This window comes from Leisingera sp. ANG-S5, from assembly GCF_000813925.1.
Taxonomy (GTDB): domain Bacteria; phylum Pseudomonadota; class Alphaproteobacteria; order Rhodobacterales; family Rhodobacteraceae; genus Leisingera.
On the sequence record NZ_JWLH01000016.1, the window covers coordinates 60,739 to 76,849 of the forward strand.

The window sequence follows — 16,111 nt, forward strand, 5'->3', positions numbered from 1 at the left end:
ACCCGTGTGTAACTAGTAGCTTGTCTCCTTTAGTGAAGCGGGTTGCACCCCGCGGGCCGTGGCGGGGTTCTGCTGCTCAACTGGTCCGCTGCTGGCGGGTGCCCGGACGGCTCACTTCTCGGTAAACTTCAGCTCGATCCGGCGGTTCTGGGCACGCGCCTCAGGCGTGTCTGCCGGGTTGACCGGCTGGTATTCCCCGAACCCGTTGGCGGCCAGCCGCGACGGCGGCACACCCAGCGCCTCAACCATGTAGCGCACCACCGACAGCGCCCGGCCCTGGCTAAGCTCCCAGTTATCGGCAAACTTGGGGTGTGCGCCCAACGGCGTGTTGTCGGTGTGCCCGTCGACCCGGATGATCCAGTTGATCTCCGGCGGGATGGCCGCCACCACGCTTTGCAGGATCGACACCACCTTGGCGATCTCCACCCGCCCTTCAGGCGACAGGGTGGCGCTGCCGGGCTGAAACAGAACCTCGGAGGCAAAGACAAAACGGTCGCCCTGGATGCGGACCCCCTCCTGCGTGCCCAGCAAATCGCGCAGGCGGCCGAAGAACTCGGAGCGGTAGCGCTCCAGGTCCTGCGCCTTGGCGGTGAGCTCCTCCGCTTCGGCCTCCAGCCGCTTGCGCTCCTGCTCTTCCAGCAGCCGCCGCTTGCGTTCCTCGGATGCCGCGCGGGCCAGGGCCGCGTTCAGGTCCTGACCGAGGTTCTGCAATTGTACCTGCTGAGCCGCGTCGCGGGCCTGGTAGTCGTCCAGGATGGCCTGCAGTCCGCCCAGCTGCTCGCGCAGGGCTGCGACCTGTTGATTGAGCAGCGCGGTTTCGCGGCGGGCTTCTTCCGATACCGCCTGTTCCAGCGAGAGGGCGGCCCGAGCCTGGGCCAGCAAGGCGGCGCGTTCTTCGGCCTGGGTCAGCCGTTCGGTTGCGGAGGCTTCTGCCGCCTCCTGCGCAGTCACTGCCGCCAGCAGGCGCTGGCGCAGCACGTCCAGATCCTCTGCCTGGGTTTCCGCGGCTGCGAGGGCGGCTTTGGCTTCGGCAAGCTCCGCCGCCAGCCGTCCGGCCTCGGCGTCGGAGCCTGCACGGGCGGCTTCCAGTTCCAAGAGCTGCGCGTCCAGCTGTTTCTTTGCGGCCTCTGCCGCCGCCAGCAGGGTCAGAGTGTCCTCAGCCTGTTGCCGCTGCGCCTCCAGCGCCAGGGTCATGGCGGTCAGTTCCGCATCTGCCGACTGCAATTTCTCGCGCAGGGCCTCAGCGGCGGCGGCCTCAACCAGCCGGGCGGCCTCCTCCGCGCTCAGCTGTTCCTGCAGGCCGGCGATTCCTTCTGACTTGGCTGCCTCCTCCGCTTCAAGGCTGGCGATCAGCGCCTCCATCGCCTCGCGCTGTGCAGCTGCCAGCCGGGCTGCCTCTGTCTGGGCATCGATTTCGCCGCGGGCCTGGGCCAGCGCCAGATTCAGCGCTTCCTGCTCGCTGAGGAGTGCGGCGCGGGCGGCTTCGAGGTTTTCGCGTTCTGCGCTGAGGTCCGCAATCCGCGCCTGAGCTGCGTCGCGGCTGGCGATCAGCGCGGCCACCTGAGCCTCAAAACTGGTGATGCGGCTGGCAGCCTCGGCCAATTCGCCGGCCTGGCGGTCGCGTTCGGCGGTCAGCGAGGTGATCAGGCTGCGGGCCTGTTCCAGATCCTGTTCCGCCGTGTTGAGGGTCGAGGTCAGCGCCCCCAACCGGGCGTTCAGGCGCCGGTTTTCGCGTTCTTCCAGCCCCAGTGCCGAGGCCAGCGCGCTGACCTCGGCGGAGAGTTCATCCAGCTGGCTTTCCTGACCGGTGATGGTTTCGCGCAGCACAAACTGCACCACCATGAAGATGGTCAGCACAAACATCAGCACCAGCAGAAGCCCGGTCATCGCGTCGACGAAGCCAGGCCAGATCGAGGCCTGGAACCGCTGTCCTGTGCGCCGGGAAAGGGCCATAGCTTACTCCCCCGCGCCCCGGTCTGATGTGCCGCCGCGGGCCAGGCCGCGCGGGCGGGCAAAGGCCTTGATCATCAGGTCGATGTCCTTGCGCAGCTCGGTCAGGCTTTCCTGGCGGCCGGCCGAGATTTCCTCAAGGATGCGCAGCATCTGCACATCAATCGAGCGCAGCCGCATCCGGCTTTCGGCGTCGATGCCGCCGTGTTCGCTTTGGGCGCGCAGGATCTCGGTCAGCGCCTCCTGCCCCACGGCAACCCGGTCCAGCGCCGCGGTGATGGTGCCGGTCTGATCCTGTCGGCGGTTCATGTCCTGGATGGTTTCGACCAGATCCGTCAGGCGCTGATCCACCGCGGCGCGGCCTTCGGCGGTTTCAACGAACATGACCTGCAGCGCCTCCATCTGCTCTGCCATGGTGTCGAGCACCTGGGAGACCACGCCGCTGTCCCCGGCGCCCTCCTCGCCCGAGGAGAAGCTGACGCGGGTGATCGAGGAGAGCCATTCCTCCAGCTCGCGATAAAAGCGGTTCTGGCCATGGCCTGCGAAGAGTTCGAGCAGGCCCACGATCAGTGACCCGGCAAGGCCCAAGAGCGAGGAGGCGAAGGCAACGCCCATGCCGCCCAGCTGCGCCTCCAGCCCCGTCATCAGGCGGTTGAAGACCGAGAGGCCCTCCTCACCTTCCTGCGGCGCTAGGCTGCGGATGGTGTCGACGACGGCGGGAACGGTGGTGGCCAAGCCGTAGAAAGTGCCGAGAAGGCCAAGAAAGATCAGCAGGTTGACGATGTAGCGGGTGATCTCGCGGTCTTCGTCGATGCGGCTGGCGACGGAGTCGAGAATGGATCGTGTGGAGGAGGATCCCAGCTGCATCCGGGCAGAACGCGAACCCAGCAGCGAGGCCAAGGGGGCCAGTATCGAAGGCGGGCGGCGGTGATCCTGAGTGTCGCCCGCGGCAAAGCGTTCGATCCAGCGCACCGAGCCAATCAGCTGCACCACCTGCCAGAAACAGGCCAGCACGCCGATCACGAAGACCAGGACGATAAAGCCGTTGAGCCAGGGATTGGCCTGAAACACCGGCAGCACCCGCGGCAGCGCCACAAAGGCGCCAAACCCCGATAGCCCCAGCGCAATCAGCATCATGATGATCTGCCGCACCGGCTGGGAGAACTGTGGCCGGGTCTTGCGGTCTGGCTGCGCCATATTGCTGGCTCCTGACACTTTTGTCTGCTCGTGTTGCCCCGCAGCCTATAAGCAAAGTGTCAAAAGCGCCAAGGCTTTATGCGGTGATTTCCCGCACCCGGCCTGCCAGCCAGTCCAGATCGCTGTCATGCAGGCCGATCTCGGCCAGATGCTCAGCGGTGTTGTAGAGATACTCGGTATTGGGTCCTCGCCCACCCACAGCGTGGGCGATGATCTGGGCCTGTTCCTCGAGGCTGAGGCCGCCGCAATACTGCACATGATGCGGGTCGATCACGTAGGTAACGGCGGTGACCGTGGAGCCATCCGCCAGCTCGACCGCGAGGTCACGCTCCAGATAGGCCGAGGAGATCAGCTCGCGCTCGCGCAGCTCTGCCAGGGTCTGCTCCTCGTGGCCCGCCTCAACCGCCAGGGCGATGCCCTTGCAATGGGCGTCTTCGACCGCGTCCAGCGCCAGCACCAGACCGGGCTTTTCCTCGCTGCCGCGGTGGTGGATCGAGGACATGCAGAAGGAGCGCGCATAGCCGTGCAGCACCGCCACCTCGCGCCGCGCCACCGGGAAACCGGGGTTCCAAAGAAGTGATCCGTATCCGAATACCCACATTGTCATGTCGTCTGGCCCTTTCCGTGCCCTCCCTATAAACAGCAATCCTGGTCCGGACAAAAGAGGCTATCCGATGCGCCTGGCAAAACTGCTGATTGCGGCCCTTCTGGTGTGGAGCCTGTATTGGGCGGCGGCGGCCTGGGGGCTGAAGCGAGGCATTGCCGCCTGGTTCGAAGTGCAGGAAAACCGCGGCTGGCAGGCGGAGTATGCAGGGCTGGAGACGCAGGGTTATCCGTTCCGGCACCAGACCCGGATCAGCCGCCCAACGCTGGCGGATCCGCGCAGCGGCACGGCCTGGCGGGCAGACTGGCTGGAGCTGTCGAGCCCTGCTGCCTGGCCTGGGCATCTGGAGCTGCACTTCCCGGCGACGGCACAGCGTTTGTCCTACTTTGACCGGACTGCGGTGATTGCTGCTGACGGGCTGCAGGCCAGCCTGCACCTGAAGCCTGGCGCGGCGCTGGAGCTTGAACAGATGGCCGTTGTGGCGGACAGCTGGCAGATTGCCCGCAGCGGCGAAACCGTGCTGAGCGGCGCGGCGCTGGACCTGCGCATGGTGCAAACCGAAAGGCCAGAAACCTACCGGATCACCGCAGACGCAAGGGAGTTCGCCCCGCGCGCTGCCTGGCGGCGGCTCTTGGCGGCCAGCGCGCCGCTGCCGGAGCGGTTCGACACGCTGGCGCTGGAGATGGCAGTTGCCTTTGACGCGCCCTGGGACCGCTCCGCACTGGAGCAGCGGCGGCCGCAGCCGCGCCGGATTGATCTGAAACTGGCCGATGCCCGCTGGGGCGATCTGCGGCTCAAGGCCACTGGCACACTGACCGTGGATGAACAGGGGCTGCCGGAGGGCGAGATTGCCCTGCAGGCGGAAAACTGGCGCGGGCTGGTGCTGATGGCTGAGCGCAGTGGCGCATTGCCCCCTTCCTTGCGCAACTCGGTGGAGCGGGTGCTGGGACTGCTGGCCGGCGCCAGCGGCAACCCGCAGAACCTGGATATCACGCTGGGGTTTGCAGACGGATATGTCACCCTTGGACCGCTGCCCATGGGCCATGCGCCGCGGCTGATCATCCGCTAGGCCAAACGCTGGCTTGTATCCATCTGGAGATTTCTTGCGAGGCTCTGCCTCGCGCTCCAGGGTATTTGGGGCCAGATGAACAGTGGATTCTGAATTGCTGCCCGGGGTCTCAGCGGCAATAGGTGCCGCCGCGGTGGCGCGCCACGTCGAGGTGGAAGTGGTCCTTGTGATAGCGGTCGGCCTCAGGCCCGAGCACGGTGCCGAAGGGGCCGCAAGCGGCGCGCCAGATCTTTTTCAGCTTCTTGCGGGTCTTGCGGTTCTGCCAGCCGTGCAGCACCGAAACGGTCTCTCCGCTGGCGAGGGTAAAGCCGGAAATGTCGATCGCCCGCGCCTTGCCGTGTTCGGAGATCTTGGCGCCGGGGCGGTTGTTGCGGGTGCGGCAGGCGTAATGGGCGGCGACGCGCAAGCCGACAACCTTGTTGCGGCGGCCAAAGGCGGTTTCAACCTCTCGGTTGATCCAGGTCTTCAGCGCGCGGGCGGTGTTGCAGGTCATCAGCGAGGCCTGGCTGAGGCGCACCCCGGCAATCTCGCGCACCCGCACCGCGTCCTTAGCGCCGCAGCCGGGCAGCGTGCCGGAGACGTGGCCGACGTCGTCACCCTGAATGTCGATATCACCGCAAACCGAGCCCTTGCGGCGCTTGCGGCGTTTGAACAGAACCTGCTCTGACAGGCTGTCCGGGCGCGCGAAGGGCAGCAAGGATGCGCCGGGCGCCAGCATCGGCAGATTTGCAGGCCGGGAGGCTGCCGCCAGGCGCTGTTCCGATTGCGGGCGTGAGACCGGGCGGATGCCGGGCAGCGGCGCTACGATGGCTTCAAGGCTCGCGTCCCCCGCAAGGCGAGCGGGCGGCTCCATTGAGGCATCAGGCGTTGCGGCCAGCGCCGCCCCGCCGAACACGGCCGCCAGGATCAGCACGCCTGCGCGGATCACTTCTTTTGCCCCCGCCCGAAGTCCGGCGCGTCAGTGTCCTGGCCGGCCTGGATGATGCCGCGGCGGATGGCGCGGGTATGCGTGAAATAATCGTGCAGATGCTCGCCGTCGCCGGTGCGGATGGCGCGCTGCAGGGCAAACAGCTCCTCCGTGAAGCGGCCGAGGATTTCCAGCGTGGCGTCCTTGTTGGTCAGGAACACGTCACGCCACATGGTCGGGTCCGAGGCGGCAATACGGGTGAAGTCGCGGAAACCGGCGGCGGAATATTTGATCACCTCGCTGTCGGTTACCCGGCGCAGGTCGTCCGCTACACCCACCATGGTATAGGCGATCAGGTGCGGTGTGTGCGAGGTGACGGCCAGCACCAGATCGTGGTGGTCAGCATCCATTTCATCGACATTGGCGCCCATCCCTTCCCACAGCGCGCGCAGGCGGGCGGTGGCCTCCGGATCAGTGCCCTCGACCGGGACCAGCAGCGACCAGCGGTTGTCGAACAATTCGGCAAAACCGGATTCGGGGCCGGAATGCTCCGTCCCTGCCAGCGGGTGGGCGGGCACGAAATGCACGCCCTCGGGGATATGCGGCTGCACCGCCTCGATCACATGGCGTTTGACCGAACCGACGTCAGACACGGTCGCACCGGGTTTCAGCACCGGCGCGATATCTTCCATCACCGGCCCCATGGCACCGACCGGAACGCAGAGCACCACCAGATCAGCGTCCTGCACCGCTTCGCGCGCGCTGTCGCAGACGCGGTCGCAGAGGCCGATCTTGCGAGCAGTTGCACGCGTTTCTTCGCTCCGGGCATAGCCGGTCACTTCACCCGCCAGCCCTGCGCGTTTCATTGCCCAGAACATTGAGGATGCAATCAGGCCCAGGCCGATCAGCGCGACGCGGCCGTAAACTTGCTCGCTCATGCCTGGCCCTCTTTGAACGCTTTGACGCTTTGCGCGATGCGGCGGCAGGAATCCTCGTCGCCGATAGTGATGCGCAGCGCGGTGGGCAGGTTGTACCCCGCCACCCGGCGCACGATTAGCCCCTGGGCCTGCAGATACAGGTCGCAGGCTTCTGCTTCAGCCTGGCTGGAGAAACGGGCCAAGATGAAATTGGTGCTGGAGACGTCCGAGGGCACGCCGAGTTCAGCCAGCGCATTTGCAAGCCAGCTGCGCCACTTGGCGTTCTCGGCCCGGCAATGGTCCACAAAGCCCGTGTCACGCACCGAGGCCTCGGCCCCCGCCAGCGCGGTGCTGGACACGTTGAACGGTCCGCGCACGCGGTTCAGCACATTGATGATCTCCTTGGGGCCGTAACCCCATCCGATCCGGGCGCCGCCCAGGCCGTAGATCTTGGAAAAGGTGCGGGTCATGAAGACGTTGCTGCGAGAGGCAATCACTGCCGCGCCGGCGTCAAAGCCCTCGACATATTCCGCATAGGCGCCATCGAGCACCAGGAGCGCGCCCGCGGGAATGCCATCGGCCAGCCGGGCAACCTCAGCCTCGCTGATCATGGTGCCGGTGGGGTTGTTGGGGTTGGCGATGAACACCAGCTTGGTCCTGGCGGTGCAACCCGCCAGCAGCGCATCCACATCGGTGACACGCTCGCGCTCCTTCACCTCCACCGGGGTGGCGCCGGCGGCCAGTGCGCTGATGCGGTACATCGCAAAGCCGTGTTCGGTATACAGCACCTCATCCCCCGGCCCGGCATAGGCCTGGCACAGGAAAGCGATGATTTCATCACTGCCTGCGCCGCAGATGATCTGCTCCGGATCCAGCCCGTGCACCTCGCCGATCGCCTGCCGCAATGCTCCGTGATCCGAGCTGGGATAGCGGTGCATTTTAGCCGCCGCATCCTGCATTGCCTGGACGGCGCGCGGGCTGGGGCCAAAAGGGTTCTCGTTCGAGGAGAGCTTCACAACATTGCTCACCCCTTTCACATGGGCAGCCCCGCCCTGGTAGAGGGCGATGTCCATGATACCGGGCTGCGGTGTGAGTTGAGTCATAATACGGGCTCCTTAATTCCAACCCGTCATAACGGCCCAAACGCTGGCGGGGAAGCACCAAGATGACGCTCCCCCATGCTGCCGCCCCCTCCGGCAGCCTGCCCCGGCCGTGCGCCTGCGTTAATGCGCAGTTGCGGACTTGGGCATTTTCCGTTTGGCCTCTGCCATGATGATCTTCTGGATCTTCTTGCGCAGCTCCATGTCCTTGCGCATCGCCTCATTAGCCTGTTTCTGCATGGTAGAGGCCGATTGCGAGCCGTCGGCGCCGTTCAACGCCTCACCCGCGTATTTGCTGAGCGACTTGCCGGAGATCTGTTTGGCTATCTCGCCATAGATCGCATCACCGTGCAGCTTGATGAAATCTTCGGTCGCTTTGGTGCCGTATTTGGCGATGAGGTCTTTCTTGACTGCGCCCTCCATGGCGGCGGGCGCCAGCTTGGTCTTGAGGAACTTCTCGGCCGCCCCGGTGAAGCCGGAGGAGAATTTCTCCAGCGCCTTGCCCGCGCCTGCGGACATGATGCCTGCGGTCAGGATCTTGGCGATGCTTTCCTTGATCTCCTTGGTGTTGGGCGGGCGGCCCTTTTCGATCAAGGGCTTTGCCAGGCCGATGGTTTCCTTCAGCGCCTCAGTCACCATGGCCTCGCCGGCCTTGGATTTCAGGAACTTCTCGAAGAAGACTTTGACTGCCTTCTTGGGCATCTCGCGCGACAGTCTGGAGGCCGCGGCCTTGGCCAGATCATCGGCAAGACCTGCCGAGAGTTTCGATGTCAGCTTGCCGCCGGCGGCACCTGCCAGCCCCGCGATGAAACTGTCGATAAAGACTTTCTTGGCGGCACCGTCCCAGGTCACGTTGTTGCCCGCCAGATGCTCGCCCAGCTGGCCCGCGCTGGATTTCAGCGCCTCGGTGCTGGCAGCGGCAATGGCGTGGGCCTTGGCGGGCGACATGCCCTTGGTCGCCACCAGCCGTGCGGTCATGTAGGTTTCGACCACGGCAAAGGAGACCTCACGCACCACTTCCAGCTTCCAGATGATGGCGCCAGCGGTACTAATGCGTTCGTCGATGAATTTCTTGAAGGCCTTGCCGCCCTTGTTATAGGCCTTGGTCGCCTTGACGTCCTGTTTGTAGACCTTTTTCCAGTCCGGTTTCTTCTTGCTGGTCAGGGTCTTCATCAAGCTCGCTTCGGAGCGCGCGTTCAGGATCGCGGTCCAAGGTGGATCGGTCTTGTCGTTGACCATGCTGACGGCAAACTCGGTCAGCGCATTGAGGAAGGTCTCGTTGCCCTGGCGGGTCTTTTCCACGTCATTGCAAAAGTCGACCCAGGATTCGGCCTGGCCGTACATCATTTCGGCTTTGGCCAGCAGCTTGCGGCGCAGGTCTTCCTGACCTGCCTCAAACTCGGCAACCGTGATCAGCTTGGTCTTGCCGTTCTCGACAACCTCAACCCGTTCAATCTTGGCATCAGCGGACACCTGGGCGGCCAGTTTGGGCAGGCCTGCGTTCCAGGTCCGCATGCCGGGATCGACAATGCCGTCGGGCTTCCTGAACCCCAGCTTCTTTTTCTGGAAATCGCGGATGGTGCTGATCAGCCCGGCATCGCATTTGGTGCTGATGTCGACGGGGTAGCCGTTTGCCTTGAGCATCAGGCGCACAAGTTCGACATCTGCCGGGGCATTCTTGACCGGTTTGAATTTGCTTTCGCCGGTTTTCGGGTCCGGCTTGGTAATCCGTTTTTTGTCGCCAACAGGGGCGGAAAGCTTGAGAGCCATGAGTTTGCTCCAACCAATTAACTACTGGTTCAAGCCTGCCATGGCTCCGCTGCGCAGTCGCGGGGGATTTGGAATAGACATTCCCCCTTTAAATCGGGGACGCCGGTACCCACATATCACATGTATGTGAGGTGCTTCCCTGACGCAGGAAAGCACCCGTTTCGATTGGTTCAGGGCGATTGTTATCAGGCTGCCTGAGACTTGAACCGTGCGGTTGCCGGGTCGGCATTATACCGGGCCGCAATCTCCCCCGCCTTCATTGTCAGGTCATTGACGCAATCGATGATGTACTGCGCCTTCTCCTCCTCCATCAGGTAGGAGAAGTTGAGCCGCACCCAGCCGGGTTTCTTCATCTCTTCGCCTGCCTGCAGGTCGGCAAAGAGGGTTTCCGATTCCGGCTGGCTGATGCCCAGCAGGCGGTGCGCGTAAGGACCCGCACAGGCACAGCCGCCGCGGGCCTGGATGCCATAGACATCGCTGAGCATACGGGTGAACAACTGCTGATGCACCGGGTTGCCGGCCGCATCCCTGACCAGAAAGGAGAAGATCGGCAGCCGGTGCGCGTTGCGGTGGCCGAGGATGCGCAAACGCGGATTGGCGGACCAGCCGTCCCAGGCCATCTGCGCGAACCTGGCTTCGCGGGCTTCGATCTGCTCTTGACCCACGGCTTCCTTGATCAGGAACGCCAGGGCTGCGCGGATGTCGCCGATCACGTTGGGGGTGCCGGCCTCCTCTCGGGCGGCCAGATCCTGGCTGTATTCATGCCGCCAGGGAGAAACAAAGCTGACGGTGCCGCCACCGGGCCAGGACGGGCAACGGCGGCGCACCACGGACTGGTTGACGACCAACACGCCAGAGGCGCCGGGGCCGCCCGGAAATTTATGCGGCGAGACAACGACGGCATCTTTGCGGGCTGCCCCGTTGCCGCCCATGTCGACCGGCAGGTAGGGACCGCCGCCGGCGTAATCCCAGACCGACAGCGCGCCGTGTTCGCGCAGCAGGCGGCTGATGGGATCGGGGTCAGTCACAATGCCTGTGACGTTGGAAGCGGCAGAGAAGCTGCCGATTTTCAGATCGCTGTCCGCGTGCTGTTTCAGCGCCAATTCCAGCACCGCCAGATCCGGGCCGCCTTCTGCAGCCTCCGGGATTTCCACCACCTCGGCCTTGCTTTCGCGCCAGGGCAGGATGTTCGAGTGGTGCTCATACGGGCCGATGAAGACAACCGGGCGGGCGGCCTCGTTCACACCGAACAAGCTGACCAGGCGGTTGAGGCCCGCAGTGGCGCCGGAGCCGGTAAAGATCACTGCATCCTCTGCGGTGGCGCCTGTGATGCGGGCAATCTCAGCGCGCGCCTCACGGCGCAGGCGGGTCATCTGGGTGCCGCAGTAAGAGGCTTCGGTATGGGAGTTGGCGTAGAAGGGCAGCACCTGTCCGGCCACGAAATCCTCCACCTGGCGCAGGGCGCGGCCAGAGGCGACATAGTCAGCATAGACCAGCGGCACCTCGCCATCGAGGCCAGGGATCATCACCCCGTCGCCAATCACACTGCGGCCAAGGGTGCCGTCCTGTGCGGCTTGCTGGATTGTCTGTTTGAATGCTGCCAGGGTCATGTCGCGCCTCCGAATTCTGTTGAGGCATCATGAACGGAAACTGGCGCATAAACTTTATCAATTACTGAGTGGATAGCGCAACTTTTGTGTCATATGATCGCACTATGAGCAAAAATGCAGATAAGATTGACCGCGCCATTTTGCGTGCCCTGCAACAGGATGCCAGCCTGTCCCAGCGGGAGCTGGCCGATCAGGTGGGGCTGTCGCAGAATGCCTGCTGGCGGCGGCTGAAGGCGCTGAACGAAAGCGGGCTGTTGAAGGGCTCCACCGCGCGGCTGGACCGCAAGCAGCTGGGGCTGGATCTGGTGGTGTTTGTGCTCTTGCGCACCCGGCATCATTCAGCGGACTGGCTGCAGAAATTCCGCCGCCACGTGCTGACCATCCCGGAAGTGGTGGATTTCCACCGCATCGGCGGCGACTACGACTACCAGCTGAAAGTGGTGACCGAGGACATGGCCAGCTATGACAAGGTCTACCAGCGGCTGATCGCAGGCGTGGAGCTGGACAGCGTTACATCCTACTTTGCGATGGAAGCCATCGCTGAGGGGCGCCCGCTGCCCTTGTGAGGATGCTGGCAGGGGATGCGCGCCCCTGCCCCGCAGTCTTGACTGTCAGTGCCCGAAGGCGCTGTCTTTCATCCATTTCGGCCGCTTGCCGTCGGGGCCCATCCGCATGTGCAGGCAGGCGGTGCCCAAACGCTGGAAATAGAGGATGTCAACCGGGTACCAGCCGGCCGAGGGCACCTCGACCTGGGTCACGATTGTGCTGTCGCAGGACTGGCGGCCGTCAAACTCGCCCACCACCTGGCCGCCGATTTTCGCCAGAATGCCATCGTTGGTCAGGAAGTCGATGTTGTGCACGCCCGGCGTGTCCAGTTTCACGTAGCCGGTGATCCGCGCCGCCACATGCATCGGCCGCTTGGCTGTCAGCGTGTTCTGCCCTTCTTCGGTATCGCGGTTGTCCAGCCCGGCAATCGGGCGGCCCGGTTCGCTGCTGATTTTCAAGGCAGATGAGGCTTCGGCCAGGGATTTTACATCTTGCGGGTAGGCATAGACCACCGCAAGGCCTGGCTTAACGCCGGAAGGCTGCGGGTTTGCAGGTGTGAGTTTCAGAGGTGCGGCGCCAACTGCCGCTGCCGCCATGGTAAGCGCTGCAATGGCAGCTGCTTTCATCAAGATCTTCATTGGTCACTCCCTGTTGTTTTTGGAACAGGATAGACCCAATGGCCTTACCGAGCCACAGCTTTTGGATGCCACCGCCCGCGAAATCCGGCTCCGAGGGAGTTCGAATGAAAAAGGGCTGCCCAAGAGGACAGCCCTTCCGCCAGATGCCCTAGTGGGCAGCGGGCTTAGTTCTTGGCGTAGAATTCGACGACCAGGTTCGGTTCCATCACAACCGGGTACGGCACGTCGCCCAGGCCGGGGGTGCGCACGAATGTTGCGGTCATCTTGGAGTGGTCGGCTTCGATGTAATCCGGCACGTCGCGCTCAGCCAGCTGGGTGGCTTCCAGAAGCGCAACCATCTGCTTGGACTTGTCGCGGACCTCGATCACGTCGCCCTCTTTCACACGGTAGGAGGGAATGTTCACGCGCTTGCCGTTCACGGTCACGTGGCCGTGGTTCACAAACTGGCGGGCAGCAAAGACGGTTGCCACGAACTTGGCGCGGTAGACGACGGCGTCCAGGCGGCGCTCGAGCAGGCCGATCAGGTTTTCACCGGTGTCGCCGGTCACACGCACGGCTTCGCCGTAGATGCGGCGGAACTGCTTTTCGGTCAGGTCGCCGTAGTAGCCCTTGAGCTTCTGCTTGGCGCGCAGCTGGATGCCGAAGTCGGACAGCTTGCCCTTGCGGCGCTGGCCGTGCTGGCCCGGGCCGTAGTCGCGGCGGTTGACCGGGGACTTCGGACGGCCCCAGATGTTTTCGCCCATGCGGCGGTCGATTTTGTACTTGGCAGACGTGCGTTTGGTCACGGCTGATCTCCTTCTTGTGTTTCGAAGGGCGTTGTCCTCTTGCCTAACGGCATGACAGGGATCCCCTTGCGGGGGCCACCAACACCAATGAAGCCGCGCTTATATAGGGGGATGGGGCAGAGTCAACACGGTGAAAGCGCGTTCTGCAGGAAATCTGCATCGAACCCCGGCCTTGGCCGAAAATAACATCCGGACCTTGCCAGATAAGGGACTCAGGCAGCTTCGTGGCCCAGAATCGCGGCCTCGGACGCGCTTAGATTGCGGCGGGCGTGGGCGCCGTATGACAGCGGATTGCGCTCCAGCCCGGGCTGCAGGCGGAACAGGCGCGCCCGGTCGGTTTCGCTGAGAGCAGTCAGCGATGCATTGGAAGGGTGGAAACTCTCGGTCTCGACGCCATTGGCCCAGAGAACCTGGTGATCAGCCAGCATCAGGTGGATATAGGTGATTTCGCGCACAGATGTATCTGGCTGGATGGTGGTGCCGTTGACCAGATCGCTGGCCGCAACCAGTACCTCAGGAGTGTTGAACAGGGCCTGCACACGGGCCCCGCGCAGCAGCATCCGGTGATCGGGGGAGACCAGCAATTCCTCCTCTGGCCGGTCGATGCCCAAGGCACCGGCATGGAGGCGGACCGGACGCAGCCGCGGCATCACGAACAGCCGAGCACCGCTGATCCGGCGCGAACCGATCCAGAGGATTTCCTGAGCGCCGTTGTCGCGGGTCTGGACCTTTTCACCTTCGCGCAGCTGCTCCACCCGTTTCGGGCCGCCTGGGGTTGCGATCAAGGTTCCCGGTGTAAAGCAGATCACGCCGCTTTCGCCCTGAGGCCGGTCTGTGCAAATAGTGCCCAGCGAATGATGCACCACCCACAGGTCAGTGCCGCGCGGCGGCAATTCATCCACGAACATCAGCAGCGGGCGCTGGCCCGGACCGACCTCGATAAGGGTGACGGTGTAGCTTTGCACGCCGTTGGTCACGACAAAGCTGCTGTCCATCAGCGGCTCGTCGACCTCAATGGCGTCCACATCGGTGCGGTTCTGCACTGCGGCCCCCACCAGCCGGCGCACCGACCGGGCTGCCCGGCGGCGCAATTCTGCCTCGCCGTTTGCCATTTCCAGCCGCAACACATCCACCGGGCCGTCCACCCGCACAGCATCGCCGTGCCAGGACCAGGCCGCCCCCACATCCAGAGCGTCCACCGGAGCGGCCGGAAGGCCGTCGATTTCTGTTTGCGACCAGGAAACAACAAACGTGCCACGAAAGCCCGTTTTCATCTGCCTGTATGCCTGCTTCAATTCTTTATTATTAACGAAACGTTAACAAAGACCTTTGCCTCCGGAAACAATGAAGCGTGTAAAATGCTTGTGAGCGTGCCCTTTACGCACCAATCTTCATCCGGTTGCAGTTGCCCTTAGGGCATACAATTTTTAGGGAACAAGGCGATGCCAGGCGCCATGGCACCGGAAACAGGCGCTTCAGCACGCCGGGCCATAGCTGGTGCGCAAGGATTCCGCTGCCTGCCGGACCACCTCGGCCACCTGCATCAGCTGCCGCGCCAGCGGATTGCTGCGGCGCCAGATCATGCCGATGGTGCGCGAGGGCTGCGGGTCGCGGAAACGGGAAACCGTCACCACTGCAGACCGGGTTTCCACCGGCACTGCCATCTCGGGGATAAGCGTTACTCCGATCCCAGCGCTGACCATCTGCACCAGCGTCGACAGGGAGCTGCCATCCAGCAGTTCCCGCGGGGCAGCGGATTGCATGTTGCAGAAAGACAGCGCCTGGTCGCGGAAGCAATGCCCCTCCTCCAGCAGCAGAAGGCGCATCTCACGCAGGCCGTCCGGGCCAGGAACCGGGGTGCCGGCATCTTCGCCGGGACGCACCAGGACAAAGTCCTCCGAAAACAGCGGCACTTCCTCATAGGAGGGCTCGGACACCGGCAGCGCCACGATAGCGGTGTCCAAGCGCCCCTCCCCCAGTTCCTCCAGCAACTTGGGCGTCACAGTTTCACGAACACGGATGTCGGCCTCGGGGTATTGGCGGGTGAGCGTGCCCACGATGGAGGGCAGCAGATAGGGCGCGATGGTGGGAATCACCCCGATGCGCAGCCGCCCTGCCAGCCCGTCGCGCGAGGCCCGTGCCAGCTCGCCCAGTTCATCCACCGAGCGCAGGATGCCGCGCACCCGGGCGGCCAGATCCTCGCCGAGGCTGGTGAGCCGCACCTGCCGCGCACCGCGCTCCACCAGCTGCACCCCCAGCGCCTCCTCCAACTCCTTGATCTGAACAGACAAAGCCGGCTGCGACACGGCGCATGCGTCTGCTGCGCGGCCGAAATGGCGGTGCTGGGCCAGCGCCTCGAAATAGCGCATCTGGCGGAGGGTTACGTTTATCATAGGAATTTATTATCAGAGCGATGAATAAATGCAACTTATCCCAATGATATTTCCCTGCTAGCCTCATCTTCAGAAAGACAGGGAGACCCGGCAATGGCTGCCCGCACCCCGCCTGCATTTCCAGGCGGCGCACATGCTGGCAGTTTGATTACGGAACGCTTCCGCCTCATCGCAGTTGACCTATTTGAAGCCACGATCGGAGATGGAAATGGACGGAAATACCCCCGCAGGAAAATGCCCGGTGATGCACGGCGCAGCGCTGAATACCGACGCCGGCGGCACCTCGAACCAGGATTGGTGGCCGAACCAGCTGAACCTGAAGATCCTTCACCAGCATTCCCCCAAGTCGAACCCGATGGGAGCGGATTTCAACTATGCCGAAGAGTTCAAGACGCTTGACCTGGAGGCGGTGAAGAAAGACCTGTTTGCGCTGATGACCGACAGCCAGGAATGGTGGCCGGCCGACTATGGCCATTACGGCGGCCTGTTCATCCGTATGGCCTGGCATAGTGCCGGCACCTACCGCACCGCCGACGGGCGCGGCGGCGGCGGGACTGGCAACCAGCGGTTTGCGCCTGTGAACTCCTGGCCGGACAACGGCAACCTGGACAAGGCGCGCCGCCTG

Annotated in this window: 14 protein-coding genes and 1 pseudogene; 3 read left to right on the top strand and 12 right to left on the bottom strand. The window is 63.8% G+C overall.

Features of this window, described 5'->3' with window-relative positions; genetic code table 11:
• Window positions 1-111: 111 nt before the first annotated feature.
• The 3 genes from RA25_RS18885 to RA25_RS18895 form a co-directional block, all read right to left on the bottom strand.
• Window positions 112-1,953: a peptidoglycan -binding protein gene (locus RA25_RS18885; protein WP_039174435.1), complete on the bottom strand. Its 1,842-nt coding sequence runs from the start codon at window positions 1,951-1,953 to the stop codon at window positions 112-114.
• 3 nt (window positions 1,954-1,956) lie between these two features.
• Window positions 1,957-3,147, bottom strand: coding sequence for a biopolymer transporter ExbB (locus RA25_RS18890; protein ID WP_039150494.1), 1,191 nt, complete (start codon window positions 3,145-3,147; stop codon window positions 1,957-1,959).
• 76 nt (window positions 3,148-3,223) lie between these two features.
• Window positions 3,224-3,754 carry a gamma-glutamylcyclotransferase gene (locus RA25_RS18895; RefSeq protein ID WP_039174436.1) on the bottom strand — a complete coding sequence of 177 codons (531 nt, stop codon included), beginning with the start codon at window positions 3,752-3,754 and terminating at the stop codon, window positions 3,224-3,226.
• A gap of 67 nt (window positions 3,755-3,821) precedes the next feature.
• Here RA25_RS18895 and RA25_RS18900 point away from each other — a divergent pair, with 67 nt between their 5' ends.
• On the top strand, window positions 3,822-4,820 hold the full coding sequence (locus tag RA25_RS18900) for a DUF2125 domain-containing protein (RefSeq protein WP_039174437.1): 999 nt from the start codon (window positions 3,822-3,824) through the stop codon (window positions 4,818-4,820).
• A gap of 109 nt (window positions 4,821-4,929) precedes the next feature.
• Here RA25_RS18900 and RA25_RS18905 read toward each other — a convergent pair whose 3' ends face one another.
• The 5 genes from RA25_RS18905 to RA25_RS18925 form a co-directional block, all read right to left on the bottom strand.
• On the bottom strand, window positions 4,930-5,748 hold the full coding sequence (locus RA25_RS18905) for an extensin-like domain-containing protein (RefSeq protein WP_039174438.1): 819 nt from the start codon (window positions 5,746-5,748) through the stop codon (window positions 4,930-4,932).
• A complete protein-coding gene (locus RA25_RS18910) occupies window positions 5,745-6,665 on the bottom strand; it encodes a prephenate/arogenate dehydrogenase family protein (RefSeq protein ID WP_039174439.1) in 921 nt (306 codons plus the stop codon). The genes RA25_RS18905 and RA25_RS18910 overlap by 4 nt, the downstream gene beginning before the upstream one ends.
• Window positions 6,662-7,747 (bottom strand): histidinol-phosphate transaminase, encoded by a 1,086-nt coding sequence (hisC, locus tag RA25_RS18915; protein WP_039174440.1) that lies wholly within the window; start codon window positions 7,745-7,747, stop codon window positions 6,662-6,664. Before hisC ends, RA25_RS18910 begins: the two co-directional genes overlap by 4 nt.
• 120 nt (window positions 7,748-7,867) lie before the next feature.
• Window positions 7,868-9,514 carry a hypothetical protein gene (locus RA25_RS18920; protein ID WP_039174441.1) on the bottom strand — a complete coding sequence of 549 codons (1,647 nt, stop codon included), beginning with the start codon at window positions 9,512-9,514 and terminating at the stop codon, window positions 7,868-7,870.
• Between the two features lie 185 nt (window positions 9,515-9,699).
• Complete coding sequence (locus RA25_RS18925) at window positions 9,700-11,124, bottom strand: aminotransferase class V-fold PLP-dependent enzyme (RefSeq protein ID WP_039174442.1); 1,425 nt, start codon at window positions 11,122-11,124, stop codon at window positions 9,700-9,702.
• Window positions 11,125-11,228: 104 nt separating this feature from the next.
• On the opposite strand from RA25_RS18925, the gene RA25_RS18930 reads away from it, so the two are divergent.
• Window positions 11,229-11,690, top strand: coding sequence for an Lrp/AsnC family transcriptional regulator (locus tag RA25_RS18930; protein ID WP_019297861.1), 462 nt, complete (start codon window positions 11,229-11,231; stop codon window positions 11,688-11,690).
• A 45-nt stretch (window positions 11,691-11,735) separates the two neighbouring features.
• Here RA25_RS18930 and RA25_RS18935 read toward each other — a convergent pair whose 3' ends face one another.
• The 4 genes from RA25_RS18935 to RA25_RS18950 all read right to left on the bottom strand — a co-directional run bounded on the left by RA25_RS18935 (window position 11,736) and on the right by RA25_RS18950 (window position 15,486).
• Window positions 11,736-12,308, bottom strand: a complete 573-nt coding sequence (locus tag RA25_RS18935; RefSeq protein ID WP_019297862.1) for a PA14 domain-containing protein — start codon at window positions 12,306-12,308, stop codon at window positions 11,736-11,738.
• Between the two features lie 164 nt (window positions 12,309-12,472).
• Complete coding sequence (rpsD, locus tag RA25_RS18940; RefSeq protein WP_019297863.1) at window positions 12,473-13,093, bottom strand: 30S ribosomal protein S4; 621 nt, start codon at window positions 13,091-13,093, stop codon at window positions 12,473-12,475.
• 212 nt (window positions 13,094-13,305) lie between these two features.
• A complete protein-coding gene (locus RA25_RS18945) occupies window positions 13,306-14,367 on the bottom strand; it encodes a Hint domain-containing protein (RefSeq protein WP_039150514.1) in 1,062 nt (353 codons plus the stop codon).
• Between the two features lie 201 nt (window positions 14,368-14,568).
• On the bottom strand, window positions 14,569-15,486 hold the full coding sequence (locus RA25_RS18950; protein WP_019297865.1) for a LysR substrate-binding domain-containing protein: 918 nt from the start codon (window positions 15,484-15,486) through the stop codon (window positions 14,569-14,571).
• Between the two features lie 208 nt (window positions 15,487-15,694).
• Between RA25_RS18950 and RA25_RS23335 the strand changes: the two are divergent.
• Window positions 15,695-16,111 (top strand): annotated as a pseudogene (locus RA25_RS23335) (peroxidase family protein); the annotation flags it as partial.

Excerpts from the sequence above, each read along its gene's own strand:
- RA25_RS18920 (WP_039174441.1), bottom strand. The coding sequence starts at position 9,514 with ATGGCTCTCAAGCTTTCCGCCCCTGTTGGCGACAAAAAACGGATTACC.
- RA25_RS18925 (WP_039174442.1), bottom strand. The coding sequence starts at position 11,124 with ATGACCCTGGCAGCATTCAAACAGACAATCCAGCAAGCCGCACAGGAC.
- RA25_RS18910 (WP_039174439.1), bottom strand. The coding sequence starts at position 6,665 with ATGAGCGAGCAAGTTTACGGCCGCGTCGCGCTGATCGGCCTGGGCCTG.
- RA25_RS18890 (WP_039150494.1), bottom strand. The coding sequence starts at position 3,147 with ATGGCGCAGCCAGACCGCAAGACCCGGCCACAGTTCTCCCAGCCGGTG.
- RA25_RS18885 (WP_039174435.1), bottom strand. The coding sequence starts at position 1,953 with ATGGCCCTTTCCCGGCGCACAGGACAGCGGTTCCAGGCCTCGATCTGG.
- hisC (WP_039174440.1), bottom strand. The coding sequence starts at position 7,747 with ATGACTCAACTCACACCGCAGCCCGGTATCATGGACATCGCCCTCTAC.
- RA25_RS18945 (WP_039150514.1), bottom strand. The coding sequence starts at position 14,367 with ATGAAAACGGGCTTTCGTGGCACGTTTGTTGTTTCCTGGTCGCAAACA.
- RA25_RS18935 (WP_019297862.1), bottom strand. The coding sequence starts at position 12,308 with ATGAAGATCTTGATGAAAGCAGCTGCCATTGCAGCGCTTACCATGGCG.
- RA25_RS18900 (WP_039174437.1), top strand. The coding sequence starts at position 3,822 with ATGCGCCTGGCAAAACTGCTGATTGCGGCCCTTCTGGTGTGGAGCCTG.
- RA25_RS18930 (WP_019297861.1), top strand. The coding sequence starts at position 11,229 with ATGAGCAAAAATGCAGATAAGATTGACCGCGCCATTTTGCGTGCCCTG.
- RA25_RS18950 (WP_019297865.1), bottom strand. The coding sequence starts at position 15,486 with ATGATAAACGTAACCCTCCGCCAGATGCGCTATTTCGAGGCGCTGGCC.
- RA25_RS18895 (WP_039174436.1), bottom strand. The coding sequence starts at position 3,754 with ATGACAATGTGGGTATTCGGATACGGATCACTTCTTTGGAACCCCGGT.